The 18,173-nt window shown below is 66.0% G+C and carries 14 protein-coding genes; 3 read left to right on the top strand and 11 right to left on the bottom strand.

What is annotated here, in order from left to right; genetic code table 11:
• Positions 1–63: 63 nt before the first annotated feature.
• Positions 64–1,359 carry an aspartyl/asparaginyl beta-hydroxylase domain-containing protein gene (locus tag DES47_RS02295; RefSeq protein ID WP_133699032.1) on the top strand — a complete coding sequence of 432 codons (1,296 nt, stop codon included), beginning with the start codon at positions 64–66 and terminating at the stop codon, positions 1,357–1,359.
• Between the two features lie 75 nt (positions 1,360–1,434).
• Here DES47_RS02295 and DES47_RS02290 read toward each other — a convergent pair whose 3' ends face one another.
• The 7 genes from DES47_RS02290 to tadA all read right to left on the bottom strand — a co-directional run bounded on the left by DES47_RS02290 (position 1,435) and on the right by tadA (position 13,196).
• Positions 1,435–4,329 (bottom strand): TonB-dependent receptor domain-containing protein, encoded by a 2,895-nt coding sequence (locus DES47_RS02290; protein ID WP_133699031.1) that lies wholly within the window; start codon positions 4,327–4,329, stop codon positions 1,435–1,437.
• Between the two features lie 407 nt (positions 4,330–4,736).
• Positions 4,737–6,587, bottom strand: coding sequence for an ABC transporter ATP-binding protein (locus DES47_RS02285; RefSeq protein ID WP_133699030.1), 1,851 nt, complete (start codon positions 6,585–6,587; stop codon positions 4,737–4,739).
• Between the two features lie 11 nt (positions 6,588–6,598).
• Complete coding sequence (locus DES47_RS02280; protein ID WP_133699029.1) at positions 6,599–8,053, bottom strand: ABC transporter permease; 1,455 nt, start codon at positions 8,051–8,053, stop codon at positions 6,599–6,601.
• A 36-nt stretch (positions 8,054–8,089) separates the two neighbouring features.
• Positions 8,090–9,073 carry an ABC transporter permease gene (locus DES47_RS02275; protein WP_133699028.1) on the bottom strand — a complete coding sequence of 328 codons (984 nt, stop codon included), beginning with the start codon at positions 9,071–9,073 and terminating at the stop codon, positions 8,090–8,092.
• A 24-nt stretch (positions 9,074–9,097) separates the two neighbouring features.
• The gene (locus DES47_RS02270; RefSeq protein ID WP_243748122.1) at positions 9,098–11,338 is read right to left on the bottom strand and encodes an ABC transporter substrate-binding protein; all 2,241 of its coding nucleotides are present in this window, start codon (positions 11,336–11,338) and stop codon (positions 9,098–9,100) included.
• A gap of 287 nt (positions 11,339–11,625) precedes the next feature.
• Positions 11,626–12,546, bottom strand: a complete 921-nt coding sequence (locus tag DES47_RS02265) for an LD-carboxypeptidase (RefSeq protein WP_133699692.1) — start codon at positions 12,544–12,546, stop codon at positions 11,626–11,628.
• Positions 12,547–12,611: 65 nt separating this feature from the next.
• Positions 12,612–13,196, bottom strand: a complete 585-nt coding sequence (tadA, locus tag DES47_RS02260; RefSeq protein WP_133699027.1) for a tRNA adenosine(34) deaminase TadA — start codon at positions 13,194–13,196, stop codon at positions 12,612–12,614.
• A gap of 65 nt (positions 13,197–13,261) precedes the next feature.
• Here tadA and DES47_RS02255 point away from each other — a divergent pair, with 65 nt between their 5' ends.
• Positions 13,262–14,287 (top strand): DUF72 domain-containing protein, encoded by a 1,026-nt coding sequence (locus DES47_RS02255; RefSeq protein ID WP_133699026.1) that lies wholly within the window; start codon positions 13,262–13,264, stop codon positions 14,285–14,287.
• Here DES47_RS02255 and DES47_RS02250 read toward each other — a convergent pair.
• Entirely contained in the window at positions 14,281–14,520 is a 240-nt protein-coding gene (locus tag DES47_RS02250; protein ID WP_243748121.1) for a hypothetical protein, read from the bottom strand. The two genes, DES47_RS02255 and DES47_RS02250, sit on opposite strands and share 7 nt — an antisense overlap.
• Before the next feature lie 38 nt (positions 14,521–14,558).
• On the bottom strand, positions 14,559–15,455 hold the full coding sequence (locus DES47_RS02245) for a PfkB family carbohydrate kinase (RefSeq protein ID WP_133699024.1): 897 nt from the start codon (positions 15,453–15,455) through the stop codon (positions 14,559–14,561).
• A gap of 94 nt (positions 15,456–15,549) precedes the next feature.
• On the opposite strand from DES47_RS02245, the gene tam reads away from it, so the two are divergent.
• Positions 15,550–16,335 (top strand): trans-aconitate 2-methyltransferase, encoded by a 786-nt coding sequence (gene tam / locus DES47_RS02240; protein ID WP_133699023.1) that lies wholly within the window; start codon positions 15,550–15,552, stop codon positions 16,333–16,335.
• A gap of 6 nt (positions 16,336–16,341) precedes the next feature.
• On the opposite strand, the gene DES47_RS02235 is transcribed toward tam, so the two are convergent.
• Together DES47_RS02235 and DES47_RS02230 are read right to left on the bottom strand one after the other, a co-directional pair.
• On the bottom strand, positions 16,342–17,220 hold the full coding sequence (locus DES47_RS02235; protein ID WP_243748120.1) for a DMT family transporter: 879 nt from the start codon (positions 17,218–17,220) through the stop codon (positions 16,342–16,344).
• Positions 17,221–17,296: 76 nt separating this feature from the next.
• Complete coding sequence (locus tag DES47_RS02230) at positions 17,297–18,142, bottom strand: helix-turn-helix transcriptional regulator (RefSeq protein WP_133699022.1); 846 nt, start codon at positions 18,140–18,142, stop codon at positions 17,297–17,299.
• Positions 18,143–18,173 lie beyond the last annotated feature (31 nt).

The following is an 18,173-nucleotide window of genomic DNA, read 5'->3' as shown; positions in this document are numbered from 1 at the left end:
AGCTTAAATGCAAGCCGCACTATCGGCATGCCGGCACGGCGACGGACGGTTCAAAATCACGCCATGCACAATCCACACACCCAAGCCGAGCAGATCAGGCAACTCGAAGCCGAGGCAGCGCAATGCCTGCAGTCCGGTCGCCCCGACCTGGCGCTGAGCCACTGGCAGAGCGCACTGGAGCTCGATCCCAACCATGTCCGCGTGCTGATGGCCCTGGGCCAGCATGCCTTCCGCAGCGGCGAGACGCTGGCGGCAAGAAAGCTGATGGAACGGGTCGTGGCCATCGACGGCAGGGATTGCCAGCAATGGGTCAATCTGGCTCTGGCCTGCCAGCGCCTGCAGGACGAAGCCGGCGAGGAAGACGCCATTCGCGGCGCCCTTCGCGTCGACCCCGGCGATCTGCTGGCTCTGATCCAACGTGCCAGCCTGTTTGAGCGGCAGGGCAAGACACACCAGGCGGCCAAGGCCCATGGAGCCGTGCTGTCCGCATCGCCACCGCTGGAGCGTCTGCATGTCCATCTGCGTCCCGCTGTCACCAAGGCAATGGCCTTCCGCGAGCGCTATGACAGGGAGTTCGGCGCCTTCCTGGACCGCTACCTCGAACCCACCTATCAGGCCTTCGCCGGCGAGCGGATGAATCGGTTCCGCGACTCGCTGGACATCATGGTCGGCCGCAAGCGGCGCTTCGACTCGCAGCCCGCCACCTACTACTACCCGAATCTCGCGCCTACCGAGTTCTTTGAGCGCAGTGACTTCCCCTGGCTGGATCAGGTCGAGGCGGCCACCGACGAGATACGCAGCGAGTTCCTGGACATCCTGCATGCGGAAGAAGGCTTCACGCCCTACCTGACCTACCCGGACGACGTGCCGCACTTCCAGTTCGCGGAACTCAACAATTCGCCGCGCTGGAGTGCCTTCCACATCTATGAGAACGGTGGCTTGGTCGAGGCCAACGCCCCCAAGTGCCCCAAGACCGTCGCGATGCTGGCCGGCTGCCCGCAGCCGAGCCAGGCCGGGCGCACGCCCACCGCGATGTTCTCGCTGCTCAAGCCGAACACGCGCATCCCTGCGCACACCGGCGTCACAAATGCCCGCCTGGTGACCCATCTGCCCCTGATCGTTCCCGAGCATTGCGGTTTTCGTGTCGGCAACGAAACCCGGGCCTGGGTGCCCGGCAAGGCCTGGGTGTTCGACGACACGATCGAGCACGAGGCCTGGAACAACAGCGACAAGCTGCGTGTCGTGCTGATCTTCGATATCTGGCATCCGCAGCTGAGCCTGGCCGAGCGTGCCTTGATTTCGGCCATGTCGGAGGCGACGAATGCCTTCTCCGCCGAGGAGGGCAGCTTCGGCCTTTGAACCCTTGGCATGGCGCGCATGAAGAAAAACGGGGAGCCTAGGCTCCCCGTTTTGACTTGCCGAGACCGGTTCGACTTAGAACTTGTAGGTCGCGCTCAGGAAGATCTTGCGACCCAGGGCGTCATACACCGACGGGTAGGTGTTGCCGTTACCCGCGCCTGTGGCCAGTTGCGAGGTGATGGGCGGATCCTTGTCCAGCAGGTTGTTGATGCCCCCGCTCAGTGTCAGGCCCTTGGTGACCTTCCAGCTACCGGCCAGGTCCAGGTAGTTCTGCGCAGCCAGGTCGCGCTCCACGGCATTGACCGTGCCCTTGAGCAGCGGATTGTCGCTGGCGGTCTGCAGGGTCACCTTGCTCAGGTAGCGCCAGGTGACCGACAGGTCAAAGCCCCAAGGCGAGGCCCAGGTACCGCGCATCTTGTGACGCCATTCCGGGTTCGGGCTGCCGCACTTGTTCGGTCCGTACAGACCGACGCAATCGTAGGTGCCCTGCCCCTTGATCTCTTCGGTTTCCAGCTTCTTCAGCAGGGTACCGACGAAGCTCAGGCCGAGGCTGCCGTAGGCGCCAATGCGGTGACCGTAGTTCAGGCCGAAGTCGAAACCGGAGGTACGGGTGCTGCCCAGATTCAGGTTCGTGCCCACGATGGACGCTTGCGGCAGCAGCCACAGGGTGCCCAGGCGGTCACGGGTGATCAGGCTGCAGAAGATCGGATCGCCATTTTCCAGGCACTTCGCCAGCGTGGTGGTCGGGTCGATATTGCTGATCGTGTCCTTGACCTTGATGTCGAAGTAGTCGACGGTCACGGACAGGTCACGCATCGGCGTCAAGACCACACCGAAGGTCGTGCTCTTTGCGGTTTCGGGCTTCAGGTTGGGGTTGCCACCGGCCAGATAGTTGTACTGACCTGCGGGGCTGTCCTGAATGGTGCCGTACTGGGCCGGGGTGACACCGGTGCGCGCGCAAGCCGCCAGGCTGGCCGTCGGCGTGGCGCCGGCGCAAGGATCGGCATCGTTGTCATACAGGTTGTTGCCCTGGGCCTGGAACAGCTCGACCACGTTCGGTGCACGCACGGCCTGCTGGTAGCTGCCGCGGAACTTGACCGCCTTGACCGGTGCCCACTCGCCGCCGACACCATAGGTGTTGGTGCTGGTGCCGGTGCCGTACTCGGAGTGACGGTAGCTGCCGTTCACGCTCAGCAACTCGGCCATCGGCTTGCCTTCGAGGATGGGCACGCGCACTTCGCCGAAGACGTCGTTGACGGTCGTCTTGCCAGCCAGACCCTTGGTCGGACCGCCCGAACCGGACAGCTCGCCGGCCGCGGTGGCCGGGTCGGTGGACAGTGCCAGTTCGTCACGGCGATGTTCCAGACCGAAGGCCACGCCGACGCCGTTCTTGGCGCCCGGCATGCGTATGCCGTACTCACCCAGATCGGAGGACAGCGAAGCTCCTTCCACGGCCAGATTGGTCGTGCCCTTGCGGAAGCCAGGCGTCTGCAGATAGTTGAGCTGTGCAGCGGTCACGCCGCCCAGCAACCAGGGGTTGTAGGGCACGCAGGAAGGATCGCTGCCATTGACGACGGAAGCGCAGGTGGCGACGCCGTTGACATTCACCACATCCATGGCGCGGTCGATACGCGGCGACAGGAAGTAGTTGTTTTCGTTCTGGCTGTAGATCACCTTGGCGCGGATGGCAAAAGCGTCATAACTCCACTTGCCGATCTCGCCCTTGACGCCCACCACACCACGGAACGAGGTGTTGCGGAACTCGGACTGACGACCACCGCCTTCGACGTTGCGACGCTGCAGCACGTAGTCGGTGCTGTCACCCGGATTCACCAGGCCCAGTGCGGCCTTCCAGCTGGCCGACAGCAGGGGATTGTCGAAGTTCGCCGTGTGCACGCTGCCGAAGGCGCCGCCCGGGGCGATCTGGGCCACGGTCAGGTCATCATGGAACGAGAACTCGCCGTAGACCTTGGCGGTGTCGGTGAGCTCGTAGTTGGCCGAGGCGTTGAAACCATAGCGCTCCGAAGGGCGCTGATAGTGGTTGATCGGGCCGAAGTTGTACTGGTCGGTGGCATTGGCGAAGATGCGTGCCGTGCCGCTGGTATCACCGTTGGTGTAGACCCGACCCGTGGTCAGGTTGGTGATACGGCCGGTCGCATTGGTACCCGAGCCACCGCAGGCGAAGCCGGCTGCGCCTGAGGAGACGGTACAGGCGCTGAAGTCGCGCTCCGATTGCAGCAGGGCGTCGTCCTTCTTGTAGCTGAAGAACAGGGTGGCATTGCCCTTGTTGTCGGCGAAGTTGGAGCCGATCAGCAGGCTGATGTCGGTCGACTTGCCGTCGGCGCTCTTGTCGCCGGGAACCTGGAATTCCTTGGCATTCGTGGCGGCGCGGCCAGCGACCAGGTCGGCCACACCAGCGGTGCCTTGCTGGCCGTGGTTGAAGAAGCTGTGGTTGACGTCGAACTGCACGCCCTGGAACTTGTCGTTCATGATGAAGTTCACCACGCCGGCAACAGCATCCGAGCCGTACACGGCCGATGCACCACCGGTCAGTACTTCAACGCGCTTGATCAGCGCGGCAGGGATCTGGTTCAGGTCGGCTGCGGTATTGGTCGGGCTGCCCAGCGGCAGGCGGCGGCCGTTGACCAGCACCAGGGTGCGGTCGGCGCCGAGGCCGCGCAGATTCACCGTGGCCGTACCGGTCGAGCCGTTGACGACGTTGCCGCCCTGGTCGGCAAAAACTTGCGGCAGATTGTTCAGCAGACTCTCGACGTTGCGCACGCCGTCGGTCTTGATTTCCTTCTCGCCGATCACGGCCACCGGGCTGGTGCCCTCGAGGCTGATCGACTTGATGCGCGAGCCGGTGACTTCGATACGTTCCAGCTGCTGCTGGGCCATTGCAGGCGCGGTCATGGCCCAGCCGCCCATGGCGACAAGCACGCCGGTGCAAATTTTTGACTTCTTGAACATTGGAGCTCCTTAACGGCAGAAGTAGAGGTCGATAGACTCAGTTCGAAAGGCGCTGCCTCAAGCCTTGTAGGCATGGGCCGCCATGTGAACCAATTAACGATTCTCTAGGTCGGCAGGAGCAATCAAATCTAGGGAATTCCTTGACGAAGATTGAGTGCAAACCCCAAGCCCGGCCGAGAACCAGCCAGAAACATTAATAAAAACAAATACTTAGCCTGATATCCAAGCGCTTGGCGCAGTTTGCAAAGTCAATTATTTGGCGATTCTTAATACGTTGACTGCCGCACGAGCCAGCGCCTACGTTGGCTCGAAGCAACATTGCGAGTTCGCGGGCTTGCGCAAATGGCAACAAGCCCCATCGACGGTGGCCGATGGGGCTTGTGGGGCCAGGAGGGATGGGGCCCGGCTCAGGCAGGCACCTGCAGCCGCGGCACGGCCGCCAGCAGGGTCTTGGTGTAGTCGTGCTGGGGGTGTTGCAGCACGGCCTGGGAGGAGCCTGCCTCGACGATGCGCCCGCTCTGCATCACCGCCACCGTGTCGGCGATGTACTCGACCACACCGATGTTGTGGGTGATGAACAGGAAGGACAGGCCCATGTCCCGTTGCAGCTGGCGCAGCAGGTTCAGGATCTGCGCCTGCACCGACACATCCAGCGCCGAGGTCGGCTCGTCGCAGACGATCAGCTTGGGCTCCACCGCCAGCGCGCGGGCGATGGCAATGCGCTGGCGCTGGCCACCCGAAAACTCGTGCGGATAGCGGTCCAGCGCGTCCTGGCGCAGACCGACCTGGTCCACCATCGCCTCGATGCTCTTGCGGCGGGCGCCGGCATCCAGGTCGGGACGCAGGGCCAGCAGACCCTCCTCCAGCACGTCGAACACGCGCATGCGCGGATTCAGCGATGCAAAGGGGTCCTGGAAGATGATCTGGATCGAGCGGCGGGCCTCGCGCAGCGCGTCACCCGACAGCGTGAACAGGTCCTTGCCGCCCAGCAGGGCCTGGCCCTCGATGGTGCCGATCTGGCGCAGCAGCTGGACGATGGCCTTGCCGGTGGTGGTCTTGCCGCAGCCCGACTCGCCGACCAGGGCCAGGGTCTCGCCGGCGCGGATATTGAACGACACCCCATCCACCGCCTTGAAGATGCGCTTGGAGCGCTTCAGGAAGCCGCCGCCGATGGCAAAGCTGACGCGCAGATCACGCACCTCCAGCAGATTGCCGTTGGTGTTGGCCGTCTTTTCGGGCGCAGCGGCTTCCACCACCTCTGGGCGGGCCGCCTCGGCCGGTATCACGATATTCGGCGCATGCAGCCAGCAGCGCACGCTGTGCGGTTTGGGGAAGGCAGGGAAGTCGATCAGCTCCGGCGCCTGGTTGCGACAGGTGTCGAAGGCCCGCTCGCAGCGCGGCGCGAAGCGGCAGGCGTTGAAGGTCTGCCACAGCGGCGGCACGGTGCCGCCGATGGCCGCCAGGCTGCCGCCACGCTTTTGCGCGTCGGGCAGGGCGCGCAGCAGCGCATGGGCGTAGGGGTGCTTGGGCGCGTTGAAGAACTCGGCCGCACTGGCCACCTCGATGATCTGGCCGGCATACATCAGCGCCACACGGTGGGCCATGCCAGAGACCACGGCCAGATCGTGGGTGATCAGCAGCAGGCCCATGCCCTGTTCTTTCTGCAGGTCCTTCAGCAGATCGAGGATCTGCGCCTGAATGGTCACATCCAGCGCCGTGGTCGGCTCGTCGGCGACCAGGAAGTCGGGCTCGGTGGCCAGGGCCATCGCGATCATGATGCGCTGCTTCTGGCCGCCGCTGAGGCGGAACGGATACTCGTCGATGCGGCGCTCGGGCTCGGGAATGCCCACGCGCCCCAGCCAGTCGATGGCCTTGGCGCGGGCGGCGGCGCCGCGCAGCTCGGTATGGGTCTCGATCGCCTCGACCAGTTGTGCGCCGACGCGCATCACCGGGTTCAGGCTGGTCGAGGGCTCCTGGAAGATCATCGCCACGCGGCGGCCGCGGATGCGGCGCATCGCCACCTCGGGCAGCTCGACCAGGTCGGTGTTGCCGTCGATCATGATGCGGCCGCCGGTGACGGCGCCGTTCTCGGGCAGCAGGCGCAACAGGGCCAGAGCCGTCATGCTCTTGCCGCAGCCGGATTCACCGACCAGGGCAAAGGTCTCGCCCCGCTCGATCGCCAGGCTCAGGCCGTCCAGCGCACGCACCACGCCGTTGTCGGTGTCCAGGCCTACCTTGAGGTTTTGTATGTCCAGCATGTCTAGTTTCCTCAGGCGGCTGTCTTGGCGGCTGGCTTGAGCAGCACCTTGGCGCGCACCACGCGGGCGCGAGGGTCGAAGGCATCGCGCACGCCGTCGGCGAACAGATTGGCGGCCAGCACCAGGCTGACCATGAAGCCGAAGGCGGCGGCGAACGACCACCAGACGATGGGGTCGCGGCTCATCTCGGTGCGGGCCAGATTGATCATGCCGCCGAAGCTGTTCATGCTCGGGTCCACTCCGACGCCCACATAGGACAGCACCGCCTCGTAGAGGATCAGGGCCGAGAACTCCAGCACCGTCGAGATCAGCATCAGGTGGGCGACGTTGGGGAAGATGTGGCGCACCATGATGCGGCCGTGGCCGACGCCGAAGGCATTGGCGGCCTGCACATAGTCCAGCTCGCGCAGCTTCATCGTCTCGCCGCGCAGCAGCCGGCACAGGCCGGCCCAGCCGGTGGCGCCGAGGATGAAGCACAGCAGCAGCAGCTTCAGGTCGCTGCGCTCGGCACCGGTCTCGAACAGCTCGGGGTGCTTGTCCAGATAGACCTGGACCATCAGTACGCAGGCAGCGATCAGCAGGATATTGGGCACCGAGGACAGCACGGTGTAGATGTACTGGATGACCTCATCCACCCAGGAGCGGAAGTAGCCGGCCATGATGCCCAGCGTGACGGCCAGCGGCAGCGTCGCCACTGTCGCCAAGGTGCCGATCACAAAGGCGGTGCGTATGCTCTTCAGTGCCTGGTAGAGCACGTCATTGCCGGTGCGGTCGGTGCCCAGCACGTGGTAGTGGTTCATCAGCGCCAGGGTCGGGCCTATCAGCAGGGCCATCACGATGGCGGTCCAGAAGGCCACATGCCAGGGGATGGCCAGCTCGCGCTCGCGCACGCGGCGCAAGCCCTCGCCCATGGATACCTGCCAGTGGCGCGACAGGCTGGACAGCACCAGCACGCTGACGGCCAGCGCCACGGCCAGGCCGCCAGCGGCGCCCAGCAGCGCACGCTGGGCCAGGTCACCCAGCCATTGATTCGCCGGGTCGGTCAGATGGGCGCCACCGTACTTCAGCCGCGGCGAGGTGCGCACGATCTGACCCTCGACAACGGCCGATTCCTTGGTGAAACCCTCGTAGGCCAGCGGTCGCGAGTAGGTCGCCTCGCGGGCATTGACGACGCGCGAGAACAGCGCATCCATCAGCGACTGGGTGCGCGTGTCATAGGCCGGCTTGCTGTTGTCGGCACCGGCGGCCGGCGGCAGCAGGCTGCGGAAATGCACGCTGTCCAGCACGGTGATGGTCAGGCAGAACAGCAGCACCAGCGACGACGACAACGCCGAGGCATGGGTGAAGACCTTGCGCCAGTTGGCGCTCAGGCCCGGGCTGCGCTTGACATAGACGGCGTAGCCCAGCACGGCCAGCACCAGCAACCAGACCGAGACATCGGTCCACAGGAGTACGAACTTTGGCATGTGATGCTCCAGAACTCTGGGAAAGCCTTGTGGGCCTTAGCCCAGCCGCACGCGGGGATCAACCCAGGTGTAGGCGAGGTCGATCAAGATGTAGGTGGCGATGTAGAGCAGGGAGCCCAGGAACACCATGGTCCGCACGATGGCGAAGTCCTGGCCCGAGATCGCCTCGATCACATAGGCACCCAGCCCCGGCAGGCCGAAGAAGCTTTCGAACACCAGGCTGCCCAGGAACACATAGGGCAGATAGGAACCGGCGCTGGTGATGATGGGGATCAAGGCATTGCGCAGCACATGGCGGAACAGCACCACATGCTCGGCCAGGCCCTTGGCACGGGCGGTGCGCACATAGTCCTTGCCGATTTCCTCGAGGAACATCACGCGGTAGAAGCGTGCTTCGGTGCCCAGGCGGGCCACCAGCGACAGCAGCACCGGCAGCATCATGAACTTGATCGCATCCAGCCCCGGCGCATAGCCCGAGATCGGCGCCAGGCGCAGCAGCTTGGAGAACAGGAACTGGCCAACGATGATGTAGAAGAGGCTGGAGATTGACAGCATCACCACGCACAGCACCACACCCCAGAAGTCGAAGCGCGTGTGCCTGAACATGACCAGCAGGAGCGCAAAGGCGGTGCTGGCAAAAACCTGCAGGATGAACAGCGGCAGCGCCATCTGCAGGCTGACGATCATCCGTGACTTGATCTGGTGGCCGATCTCGCCGGCGCTCTCGGCGTCGGCGCGGCCGAAGTTCAGGGTGAACAGCGACACCGAGCGCTCCCAGAAGATGGTCTCGGTGAAGCGCTCGGCCCCCTCTTTGCTCTCGTTGACGTATAGCGGCTTGTCATAGCCGCGCTCGATCTTCCACTTCTCGATCAGCTCGGGCGTGACGCGCTTGCCGCCGATGTTCAGCCGGGCCATATCGTCCGGCGTGTTGACGGTGAAGAACAGGAAGAAGGTGGCCAGGTTCACGCCCAGCAGCACCAGCGCGCCATAGGCGAGGCGACGCACAATATAGGAAATCATCTGGTCAATCCTCGTGAACTTTCGTCAGGCCAGCAGTTCGCCGCGCGCATTCAGGCGCTCGCGCTTCTTGAAGCTGCGCACCGCCCCCCAGACCACCAGCGCAATCGCCAGCAGGCCCCCGATCAGCGGCCACCAGATCGCCTTGTTCCAGTCGGCCGTGCGGCGCACGCGCTCGGCGGCGTCCACCCGGTAGTAGCGCAGGCCGTCACGGATCATCACCGCCGGCTTGGCGTTGTGCACCCATGCCTGGTAGGCACTGGAGGCAAAGGGGAAGTAGCCCCAGGTCCAGGGCGTGTCTTCCTGGGCGATCTTCACCATCTTGTCGATCACGACCTGCTTCTCCGGGCCGTCATCGAGCTGCTTGAGCTGGTTGTACAGCTTGTCGAACTCGACGCTCTCGTAGTTCGAGGTGTTCTCGCCATCGGCCTTGGTCTTGCCGTTGGGGCCGTAGAGCAGGAACAGGAAATTCTCGGCGTCCGGGTAGTCGGCCAGCCAGCCCAGCCAGAAGATCTGGTGCTTGCCCTTGCGCACCTTGTCCTGGAACTGGTTGTTGTCGGTGGCGCGCACCTCCAGCTGCAGGCCGATCTTGGCAAACTGCTTGACCGTCCAGTCCAGGCGCGACTTGGTCTCGGGCGTCGGCGCCGAGTAGTAGTCGTAGTTCAAGACCAGCGGCTGGCCGGACTGGGCGTCGCGTCCGCCGGGGTAGCCGGCCTCGATCAGCAACTGCTGGGCCTCCTCGATCGAGCGGCGCTGGGCCTCGCCATTGACCAGCTTGTGCGTGACCGGGTTGATGCCCTCCGGCGTGCCATGGCGCGAGCCGAACAGGCCGCCGGGCAGCGGGCCCATCGCGGCCTCGCCGGCATCCATCGGGAAGATGCGGCTCCACTCCTCCCAGTCGATGACGATGGCGATCGCCTGGCGCAGCTTCTTCTTCTTCAGCTTCTCCGCGGCCGTACCCATGTCACCGATGACCGGGTCCAGCATATTGAAGGCGATGAAATAGCTGTTGGTGTCGATGAACTTGGGCAGCTGGAAACCCTTGTAGTCGAACTCACGCTTCACGTCTTCCGAGTCCTTGGCCTGGACGATGTACTCCAGACCGGTGTCGGTGCGCTCGACCACCGGAGTGTCGTAGAAGCCCTGCTTGAACTTGGCCTCGCGCGGCACCTTCTCCTTGTCGATCGTGAACACCACCTTGTCGATGAAGGGGGTCTTCTTGCCGCAGTCGGCCAGCAGGCCGGCCTCCTTGTCGCCGGGCATGCCGTCGCAGGGATAGGGTTCGCCGCGGTAGTTCGGGTTGCGCGCCAGCACATGGCGGCGGTCCTGCACATACTCGGTCATCATGAAGGGGCCGGTGCCCACCGGCCAGACGTCAAGCGTCAGGCCGTTCGCGGCCATGCCCTTCTGCGCATAGAAGGCGTCGGCCTCCCAGGGGATGGGCGCCAGGAAGGTCATTGCCATCCAGTAATTCCACTGCGGATACTTGCCCTTGATGCGGATGCGCAGCAGATGCTTGTCCGGCGCGGTGACGCCGGACATCTCGAACTTGCGGAAGTCCAGGAAGGGCTTGTCCATATCGGTCGGCGCCAGACCCTTGCGCAGCTTGGCATCCTCGGCCTTGATCAGCGGGCCGTATTCCTTCAGGCCGACCACGTACTCGGAGAACAGGCCGTAGATCGGGGCGGTGATGCGGGTCGTGGCATGGCGGCGAAGGGCGTAGACGAAGTCGTCGGCCACCAGCTCACGTGTGCCCTGGTGCTCGAACTCCAGCGGCGAGCGCTTCGGTCCCAGCTCACCGGCCTTCAGCGCGTGGTAGCGGTAGTTGCCCTGCTCGTCCTTCGCAAAGGCCGGGTGCGGCTGGTAGAGCACGCCCTTCTTGATCGGCACCTCATAGACACTCTCGGCGATCCTCTCGCCCGGTGCGTCCTCGGGCAGGATCTTGCCGTCCTTGTCGAGATAGATCGGCTTGACGACCTCGGCGGCCGTCTTGGGCACCAGGGTGAAGGGGCGCTTCAGGTAGTGGTAGCCATACAGCGGCTCGTAGATCGAGTAGGTGTAGGGCGTCTCGTTGTTCCAGTACGAGGCCGTCGGGTCCAGGTGGCGCGGCGAGCGCTCCTGCACCGAGGTGAAGAAGGTGTTGGTGGCGGCGGCATCGCTGGGCCAGGGGTTGTTGTCGCAACCGGCCAGCACTGCCATCAGTGCCAAACTTGCAACACCCGCTGCAGCGCGCATTACGTTGCGCGCTCTTGCTTTCAAGCTGCCCATATGGCTCTCCAAAAGTCCCAATCCAAGCGTCATACGGATCACCATGACGCCCCGGCCAAAAAAATTCAGCCTCTGGAAGGCATGGCTTGTGGCCGTGTCGTCCCGAGGCGTGGTCGCGCATTCTAAGCGGTCGCGCAGGGGTGACGCGCCGGCGACACCTAGGGTTTGCCAGTAAGCGACCCCTGAATGCAGGGCTTGCTACGTCAAGTGATTCGTTTCGCTGCGGCGCCTATCGATGCCTTGCGGGACAGCCCTGATGCGTCAGCATCTGCTCTGTCCCCAACTGACTAGAAGTGGTCCCAACCCATGAAGGCGTCCCGGCCCTGCACCGCCAGGGTGACCTTGGCACCGACAGGCAGGCAGACCTTGGTCGGCACATGGCCGAAGGGCAGACCGGTCAGTATCGGCGTCCGGGTGCGGGCGCGCACCGCCTCGATGGCGCTCTTCAAGGTATAGCCCCGGTCCAGCGGTGACTTGCGCCAGGCACTGAAGGCGCCCAGCACGATGGCCTTCTGCGCATCCAGAATGCCTGCCTGCTGCAGCTGCAATAGATTGCGCTCGATGCGGTAGGGATGCTCGTTGACATCCTCCAGGAACAGGATGCCGCCCTTGATGCGCGGCATATGAGGCGTGCCCAAGAGCGAATTCAGCACGCACAGATTGCCGCCCCACAGCGTGCCCTTGACATCGACGCCATCGAAGCCGGCCTCGGTGCGGAAGCCCACGGCCTCCAGCGCGCCGTCCATCGCCTCGGTGAAACAATCCTGCGTCACATCGTCAACGCCGCCGTCGGACTCGGCGCGACCGAAGTCGTCGCAGGCCAGCGGGCCGGCCCAGGTGTGCAGGCCGGCGGCCGACTTGGTGTGGGCCAGGAGGCCCAGCTGCAGCGAGGTCAGGTCGCTCTGGCCGACCCAGCGCGTGCCCTGCTCCACGCTTCGCGCGATCAGGGCCCAGTCGATGCCATCGAGCAGCCGCGTCATGCCATAGCCGCCGCGGGTGGCCAGCGCGATGCTGGGCGCCTGCTCGGCGACGCGGTGCAGCGCGGCCAGGCGGGTCGCGTCATCACCGGCAAAGCGCTGGTGCTTGGCCAGGGCGTCGGCATCGATGCTGACCTCATAGCCCAGAGCCTTCAGTCGCTTGGCGGCCAGCTTCAGTGGCGCGGCCTTGGCCACCACGCCGGCCGGCGTAAACAGGGTCACCATGCTCATCTTTTGATGCTCGGCATCGGTGTGGCCGCAAGTGCCTTCGGTGGTATCACACAGCGTGTGTCGGGTCATGTGTCGTCCAGGTGCAAGGCTTCGCCTTGGGGAATGGGATCGGTATCGCCGGCGGGAGCCTGGCGCCTGCGTTTGGCGGCAGCGCGCCGCTCGGCAAAGAAGTCGCGCAGCAGCTGCGAGCTGGCCTCGGCCAGCACGCCGCCCTGCACCTGGGTGTGGTGGTTCAGGCGCTTGTCGGCGAACAGGTCCAGCACCGAGCCGGCCACACCGGTCTTCGGGTCGGTCGCGGCGAACACGACGCGCTTGAAGCGCGCGTGCATCAGCGCCATCGCACACATCGCGCAGGGCTCCAGCGTCACGAACAGCTCGCACTCGGGGAGGCGGTAGTTGCCCAGCAGCTGGGCGGCATGGCGCAGCGCGACGATCTCGGCGTGTGCGGTCGGATCATGGGTGGTGATAGGCCGGTTGTAGCCGGTGGCGATGACCTGGCCGCCGCGCATGATCACCGCACCCACCGGCACCTCGCCCACCAGCAGCGCGTTGTGCGCCTGGTCCAGCGCCAGACGCATGGCATATGTGTCCGCGGCCAGGGTCTCGGACGCGTCGGGCTGGGCGGTGGATGGGGGGGTGGAATCGGTCATGGGCAGGCCGGGCGAAGTGTAGCAACCCGAGGTGTCGCAGCCGCAGTCAACGCTATGCTTGGACCATGCAAGACGCCTTGTTCCCAGACGAAATCCTGCCCGCCCCGGCCGCCATCGAACGCACGCCCAAGGGCGCGGGCAGCAGCATCCAGCCAGCCACCGTCGATGCCGACACCGTGGCCCTGGCACAGCGCCTGCCGCCGCAGCTGCATCTGGGCACCTCGTCCTGGAGCTATCCCGGCTGGGCCGGCCTGGTCTGGGCCGGCGAGCATGGCGAGTCGCTGCTGTCACGCCAGGGCCTGCAGGTCTATGCCCGACACCCGTTGATGCGCACCGTCAGCATTGACCGCAACTTCTACCGCGCGCTGACCGCTGCCCAGTACGAGCGCTATGCCGCCCAGGTGCCGGACGACTTTCGCTTTGTCGTCAAGGCGCCCAGCCTCGTCAGCGATGCCCAGGTGCGCGACGAGGATGGCCGTGGCCAACAGCTCAACACCGCGTTTCTCGACCCCGTGCTGGCCGTGCAGGAGTTCGTGCAGCCGGCGCTCGAGGGCCTGGGCGCCAAGATCGGCGCGCTGGTGTTCCAGCTGAGCCCGCTGGCACCGCAGCAACTGGCGAACATGCCCGAGGTGCTGCAAAAGCTGGACGCGATGCTCGCCGCCCTGCCCTCGCTGCAGCCGCTGGCCCCCGATGGCGTGATCGCCGTCGAGGTGCGCGACCCGGCCTTTCTGAGCGCCGCCTTCGCCGATCTGCTCAAGCGCCATGGCGCGACCTATTGCTTGGGTGTCCACCCAAAGCTGGGCGACCTGGAGTTGCAGCTGAAGGTGTTGCGGCGCCTGTGGCCTGGGCCCCTGGTCTGCCGCTGGAACCTGAACGCCCGCTTCGGCCCCTTCGGCTACGAGGAAGCGCAAAAGCGATACGGCCTGTTCGACCAGATCCTCGACCCCGACCCCGCCACCCATGCGCTGCTGAGCCGGGTGGTACGCGCCACGGTCGAGGCGGGCCACAAGGCCTATGTCTGCATCAGCAACCATGCCGAGGGCTGCGCGCCCCGCACGGTGCAGGCCCTGGCACAGGCCCTGGCTTACTGATTCGCGGCCGAGGCGGCGGCCGCATTGGCCGCGGCACCCTGCGCCAGCGCCTTCTGCACATCGTCGCGCACCTGCTGAGCCTGGTTCGCAAGCATCGGCGGGGCTCCCTCCATCTGGCCGGCGGTGGTGGCTGCCGGCGTCTGCGCGGCCGGCGTGATCGCGGACATCTGCTTCTTGACGAGCAGCCCCACGATGGCCACCGTCAGCAGCAGACCCAGGACAGTGAAAAGCATGCGCATGGTGTTGCCCTCGTCACGAACGAGCCTCGATGCTAAGCCCATGCGGTCCGAGCCTCGGCATGGGCGCGCAGACTCGGGTCCACGGCCCCCTTGAAGGAGCACATGGCGGAGGCGAACTCGCCTGCGCGTTGCAAGGTCAGGGCCAGCGGCCATTGGCGCAGCCGTCCCAGCAGAAAGACCGCCGAGAAGGCATCTCCGGCGCCAACGGTGTCTATCACGTCCTCCGCGGGCGCCCTGCCTTCCAGCCAGCGCCGTTCGGACGCGTCGAAGCAGGCCCAACCATCGGCGCCGCGGGTGATCAGCAGGGTCTGCAGATCAAAGCGCTCGACCAAGCCTTCGATCGGCGCGGGATGCCCCGGCGTGCCGAACCAGCCCAGCAAGGCCTCCAGCTCGGCCTTATTGACCTTGACGACATCGGCCAGGGCCAGCGAGGCCTCGGCCAAGGCGCGGTTATCCGGGCCGTCGCGCAGATTCAGGTCGAGAAAGCGTTGCGCCTTGGTACAGGCCAGGCCGGCGCGTATCGCCGTGCGCGACAGCGGGTCGCGCTGGGCCAGCGTGCCGAAGCAGATCCAGGCCGGCCGGGCGGCCTCGACGCTGCGCACCAGCTCCGCCGAATCGAGTGCATCCCAGGCGCTGTCGGCGCCAATCTCGAAGCGGTGCTCTTGGCCCTCCATCCGTACATGGACGACGCCGGTCGCCCGCTGCGGGTCGCGCTGCAGGCCGCCGGTATCCATGCCGAAGCGGACAAACTCGGCGGCGATGCTCTCGCCGGCGGCGTCGACGCCTACGCGCGTCACCATCAGCGGCGCGGCGCCCAGGGCGGCGAGGTTGCGCGCCAGATTGAACGGCGCGCCGCCAAGCACCGCGCCATCGGGAAACAGATCCAGCAGCGCTTCGCCGAGCACCACCACGGAGTTCAAGTCGCTCATGCCCCAGTGTCGCGCACAAAGGCGAAGCCGCTACAATTCATCTGAAGTCTTATATAAGACATAAGACTCGATTGAAAATCTCAAGGAGCAAGCCATGAACACCCCGGACTGGAACCCCGCCCTCTACACCCGCTTCGAAGACGAGCGCACCCGCCCCGCCGCCGAATTGCTGGCCCGGGTGCCGCTGACGTCGCCCGGCCGGGTGGTGGACCTGGGCTGCGGCCCGGGCAATTCGACCGAGCTGCTGCTGGCCCGCTACGGCCAGGCCGGCATCTCCGGGCTGGACAGTTCGCCGGCCATGCTGGCCAGCGCGCGGCAGCGGCTGCCCGCCCTCACCTTCGAGCTGGGTGACATCTCGCAGTGGTCACCCTCAGGCCCGCCGGTGGATCTGGCCTACGCGAACGCGGCACTGCAGTGGGTGCCGAATCACGAGCAGCTGATGCCTGGTCTGCTGGCCGCCCTGGCGCCCGGCGGCGTGCTGGCGGTGCAGATGCCGGACAACCTCGACCAGCCCTCGCACCAGCTGATGCGCGAGCTGGCGGCCGACCCACGCTTTGCCCCGGCCATCGGCGACGCCGGCCAGGTGCGGGCGCGCATCCTGCAGGCCGAGCACTACTACGACCTGCTGGCGGCCACGGCCGAGGTCGATGTCTGGCGCAGCACCTACTACCACCTGATGGACGATGCCGCGGCCATCGTGCAATGGCTGCGCGCCACCGGCCTGAAGCCCTTTGTCGAGGCCCTGCCGGGCGAGTTGCGGCCGCTGTTCCTGGCCGAGTACGAGCGACGCATTGACGCGGCCTATCCGGCCCGTGCCGACGGCAAGCGGCTGCTGGCCTTTCCGCGGCTGTTCTTCGTGGCCAGGCGCCACGACAGCTGACCGGTCTCAAGCCGCGGTTCGACCGCGCGGCGCTGCCAAGACCATGGCCAGCAGCACGCAGCCCAGGCCCAGCCACTGCCAGGCGCTGATGGGCTCGGCCAGGCACAGGGCCGAAAGCAGCATCGCCGAGACCGGCAACCAGGCCGTGGCCAGCGAGGCCCGCGCACCGCTGGTGCGCGCGCTGCCGGCATACCAGAGCAGGAAGCCCAGCACTGTCGGCACCCAGGCGTAGTAGACGATGCCCAGCAGCGCCGGCGTGGCGACGGTCAGCGGCGCCGGGCCCGCCGCCAGCCAGGCCGGCACCACCGACAAGAGCAGGCCACCCGCACACATCAGAGTGGACAGGGCCAGGGCCGGCATCGGGCGCGACAGCCGCTTGTTGGCCAGGATGAACACCGCCTCGCAGGCCACCGCGCCCAGCACCAGGGCGACGCCCTTGAGCCGCTGCGCGTCCAGCGCCGGGGCGCCGGACGGTAGCGTCACGACGACGACACCCAGCGCCGCCAGCGCGATCGCCAGGCCCAAACGCACGCCCGGTCGCTCGCCCAGGAACAGCACCGCAAACAGGGCCGCCACCGCCGGCAGCGTACCGGTCACGATGCCGGCATTGGCCGCGCCGGCCAGCACCACGCCCTGTATCAGCAGCACCGTGTAGCCCACGCTGCCCGCCGCCGCCTGCACCAGCAGCAGGGCCGCGTCGCGGGTACCGACACGCGGCAAGCGCGCGCCCTTGAAGTGCATCAACAGCAGAAACACCGGCAGCGCCAGCGCATGGCGCATCGCCGTCGCCAGGAAGGGCTCGACCTCCACCCCGATGATCCTGCTGACCACCACCGTGCTGCCCACCAGCACCATGGCCAGGCTGCACAGCAGCTGGCCTTTCATCGCCTCCGACATCATCCCGATCTCCCCAAGTGAACAGGAGGCAGTCTCGGGAGTTGTTTGGCACGGGTCTTGAACGTTATTGCGATCGTCGGCGGACGGCCGCCTGCTGCCAGGCCCCGGGCGTGAAGCCGAAATGCCGCCCGAACAGGCGCGTCATATGGCTCTGGTCGGCAAAGCCGGAGGCCAGAGCCGCGGTCGCCAGGTCATCACCATCGCGTATCAGGCGCCTGGCCCGCTCCACCCGCTGCTGCAGCAGCCAGGCGTGCGGTGGCAGGCCATAGGCCTGGGTGAAACGCCGCAGCAGCTGGTATTTGCTGAGGCCGGCCATCGTGGCGAGGTCGGTCAAGGTTGGCGGGTCCAGCGCCTCGTCGGCCAGGCGCTCCCGCACACGGGCGGTATCGCCGCCAGCATCCTCCGTGGGCGCTGCGGTCGAATGTCCCTCCAGCAGCAAGCCGCAGGTCTGCACCAGCGCTTCCTCGCAGGCGAGCCGGTCGGCGTCGGTCACGGCCTGACCGGCATTCCAGCGGTCCATCTGGCGCAGCAGCCGCTGCAGCGCAATGCGCAGGCGCGCATCCTGAATCACCGGCCGCGTCCATTCGATGTCGGGCAAGACACGGCCCGGCGGCACCATCGCAGCGATCACGTCCGGGTCGAGATGCACCATATGCCAGCGCCGCGCGGCATCACCCAGTGGTCGGCCGTCATGAACTTCGCCCGGATTGCTGGTGATCAGGTCGCCCGCAAAAGCCTCGACGGCACCGCGTCCGCTGGCCGACCGCTGCGCGCCCTGCTCCAGCAACCCGACGCCGAATGTGCCATGCCAATGCCGGCCGAAGTGGCGGGCGCTGTCGGTCTGCACGCCATAGACCCCGGCCCAGGGCGAGCTGAGCACAATGCAGCGATGGTGTCCGGAAGTAGCCATCAGCTGATCATCTCATCGGTTTCGGTTGACG

This window comes from Roseateles toxinivorans, assembly GCF_004362525.1.
Lineage (GTDB): Bacteria > Pseudomonadota > Gammaproteobacteria > Burkholderiales > Burkholderiaceae_C > Paucibacter > Paucibacter toxinivorans.
This window is presented reverse-complemented; position numbering and strand designations above follow the sequence as displayed.

What these genes read in the sequence shown, in the direction of transcription:
- DES47_RS02295 (WP_133699032.1), top strand. Translation starts at nt 64, where the DNA reads ATGCACAATCCACACACCCAAGCCGAGCAGATCAGGCAACTCGAAGCC.
- DES47_RS02290 (WP_133699031.1), bottom strand. Translation starts at nt 4,329, where the DNA reads ATGTTCAAGAAGTCAAAAATTTGCACCGGCGTGCTTGTCGCCATGGGC.
- DES47_RS02285 (WP_133699030.1), bottom strand. Translation starts at nt 6,587, where the DNA reads ATGCTGGACATACAAAACCTCAAGGTAGGCCTGGACACCGACAACGGC.
- DES47_RS02280 (WP_133699029.1), bottom strand. Translation starts at nt 8,053, where the DNA reads ATGCCAAAGTTCGTACTCCTGTGGACCGATGTCTCGGTCTGGTTGCTG.
- DES47_RS02275 (WP_133699028.1), bottom strand. Translation starts at nt 9,073, where the DNA reads ATGATTTCCTATATTGTGCGTCGCCTCGCCTATGGCGCGCTGGTGCTG.
- DES47_RS02270 (WP_243748122.1), bottom strand. Translation starts at nt 11,338, where the DNA reads ATGGGCAGCTTGAAAGCAAGAGCGCGCAACGTAATGCGCGCTGCAGCG.
- DES47_RS02265 (WP_133699692.1), bottom strand. Translation starts at nt 12,546, where the DNA reads ATGAGCATGGTGACCCTGTTTACGCCGGCCGGCGTGGTGGCCAAGGCC.
- tadA (WP_133699027.1), bottom strand. Translation starts at nt 13,196, where the DNA reads ATGACCGATTCCACCCCCCCATCCACCGCCCAGCCCGACGCGTCCGAG.
- DES47_RS02255 (WP_133699026.1), top strand. Translation starts at nt 13,262, where the DNA reads ATGCAAGACGCCTTGTTCCCAGACGAAATCCTGCCCGCCCCGGCCGCC.
- DES47_RS02250 (WP_243748121.1), bottom strand. Translation starts at nt 14,520, where the DNA reads ATGCTTTTCACTGTCCTGGGTCTGCTGCTGACGGTGGCCATCGTGGGG.
- DES47_RS02245 (WP_133699024.1), bottom strand. Translation starts at nt 15,455, where the DNA reads ATGAGCGACTTGAACTCCGTGGTGGTGCTCGGCGAAGCGCTGCTGGAT.
- tam (WP_133699023.1), top strand. Translation starts at nt 15,550, where the DNA reads ATGAACACCCCGGACTGGAACCCCGCCCTCTACACCCGCTTCGAAGAC.
- DES47_RS02235 (WP_243748120.1), bottom strand. Translation starts at nt 17,220, where the DNA reads ATGAAAGGCCAGCTGCTGTGCAGCCTGGCCATGGTGCTGGTGGGCAGC.
- DES47_RS02230 (WP_133699022.1), bottom strand. Translation starts at nt 18,142, where the DNA reads ATGGCTACTTCCGGACACCATCGCTGCATTGTGCTCAGCTCGCCCTGG.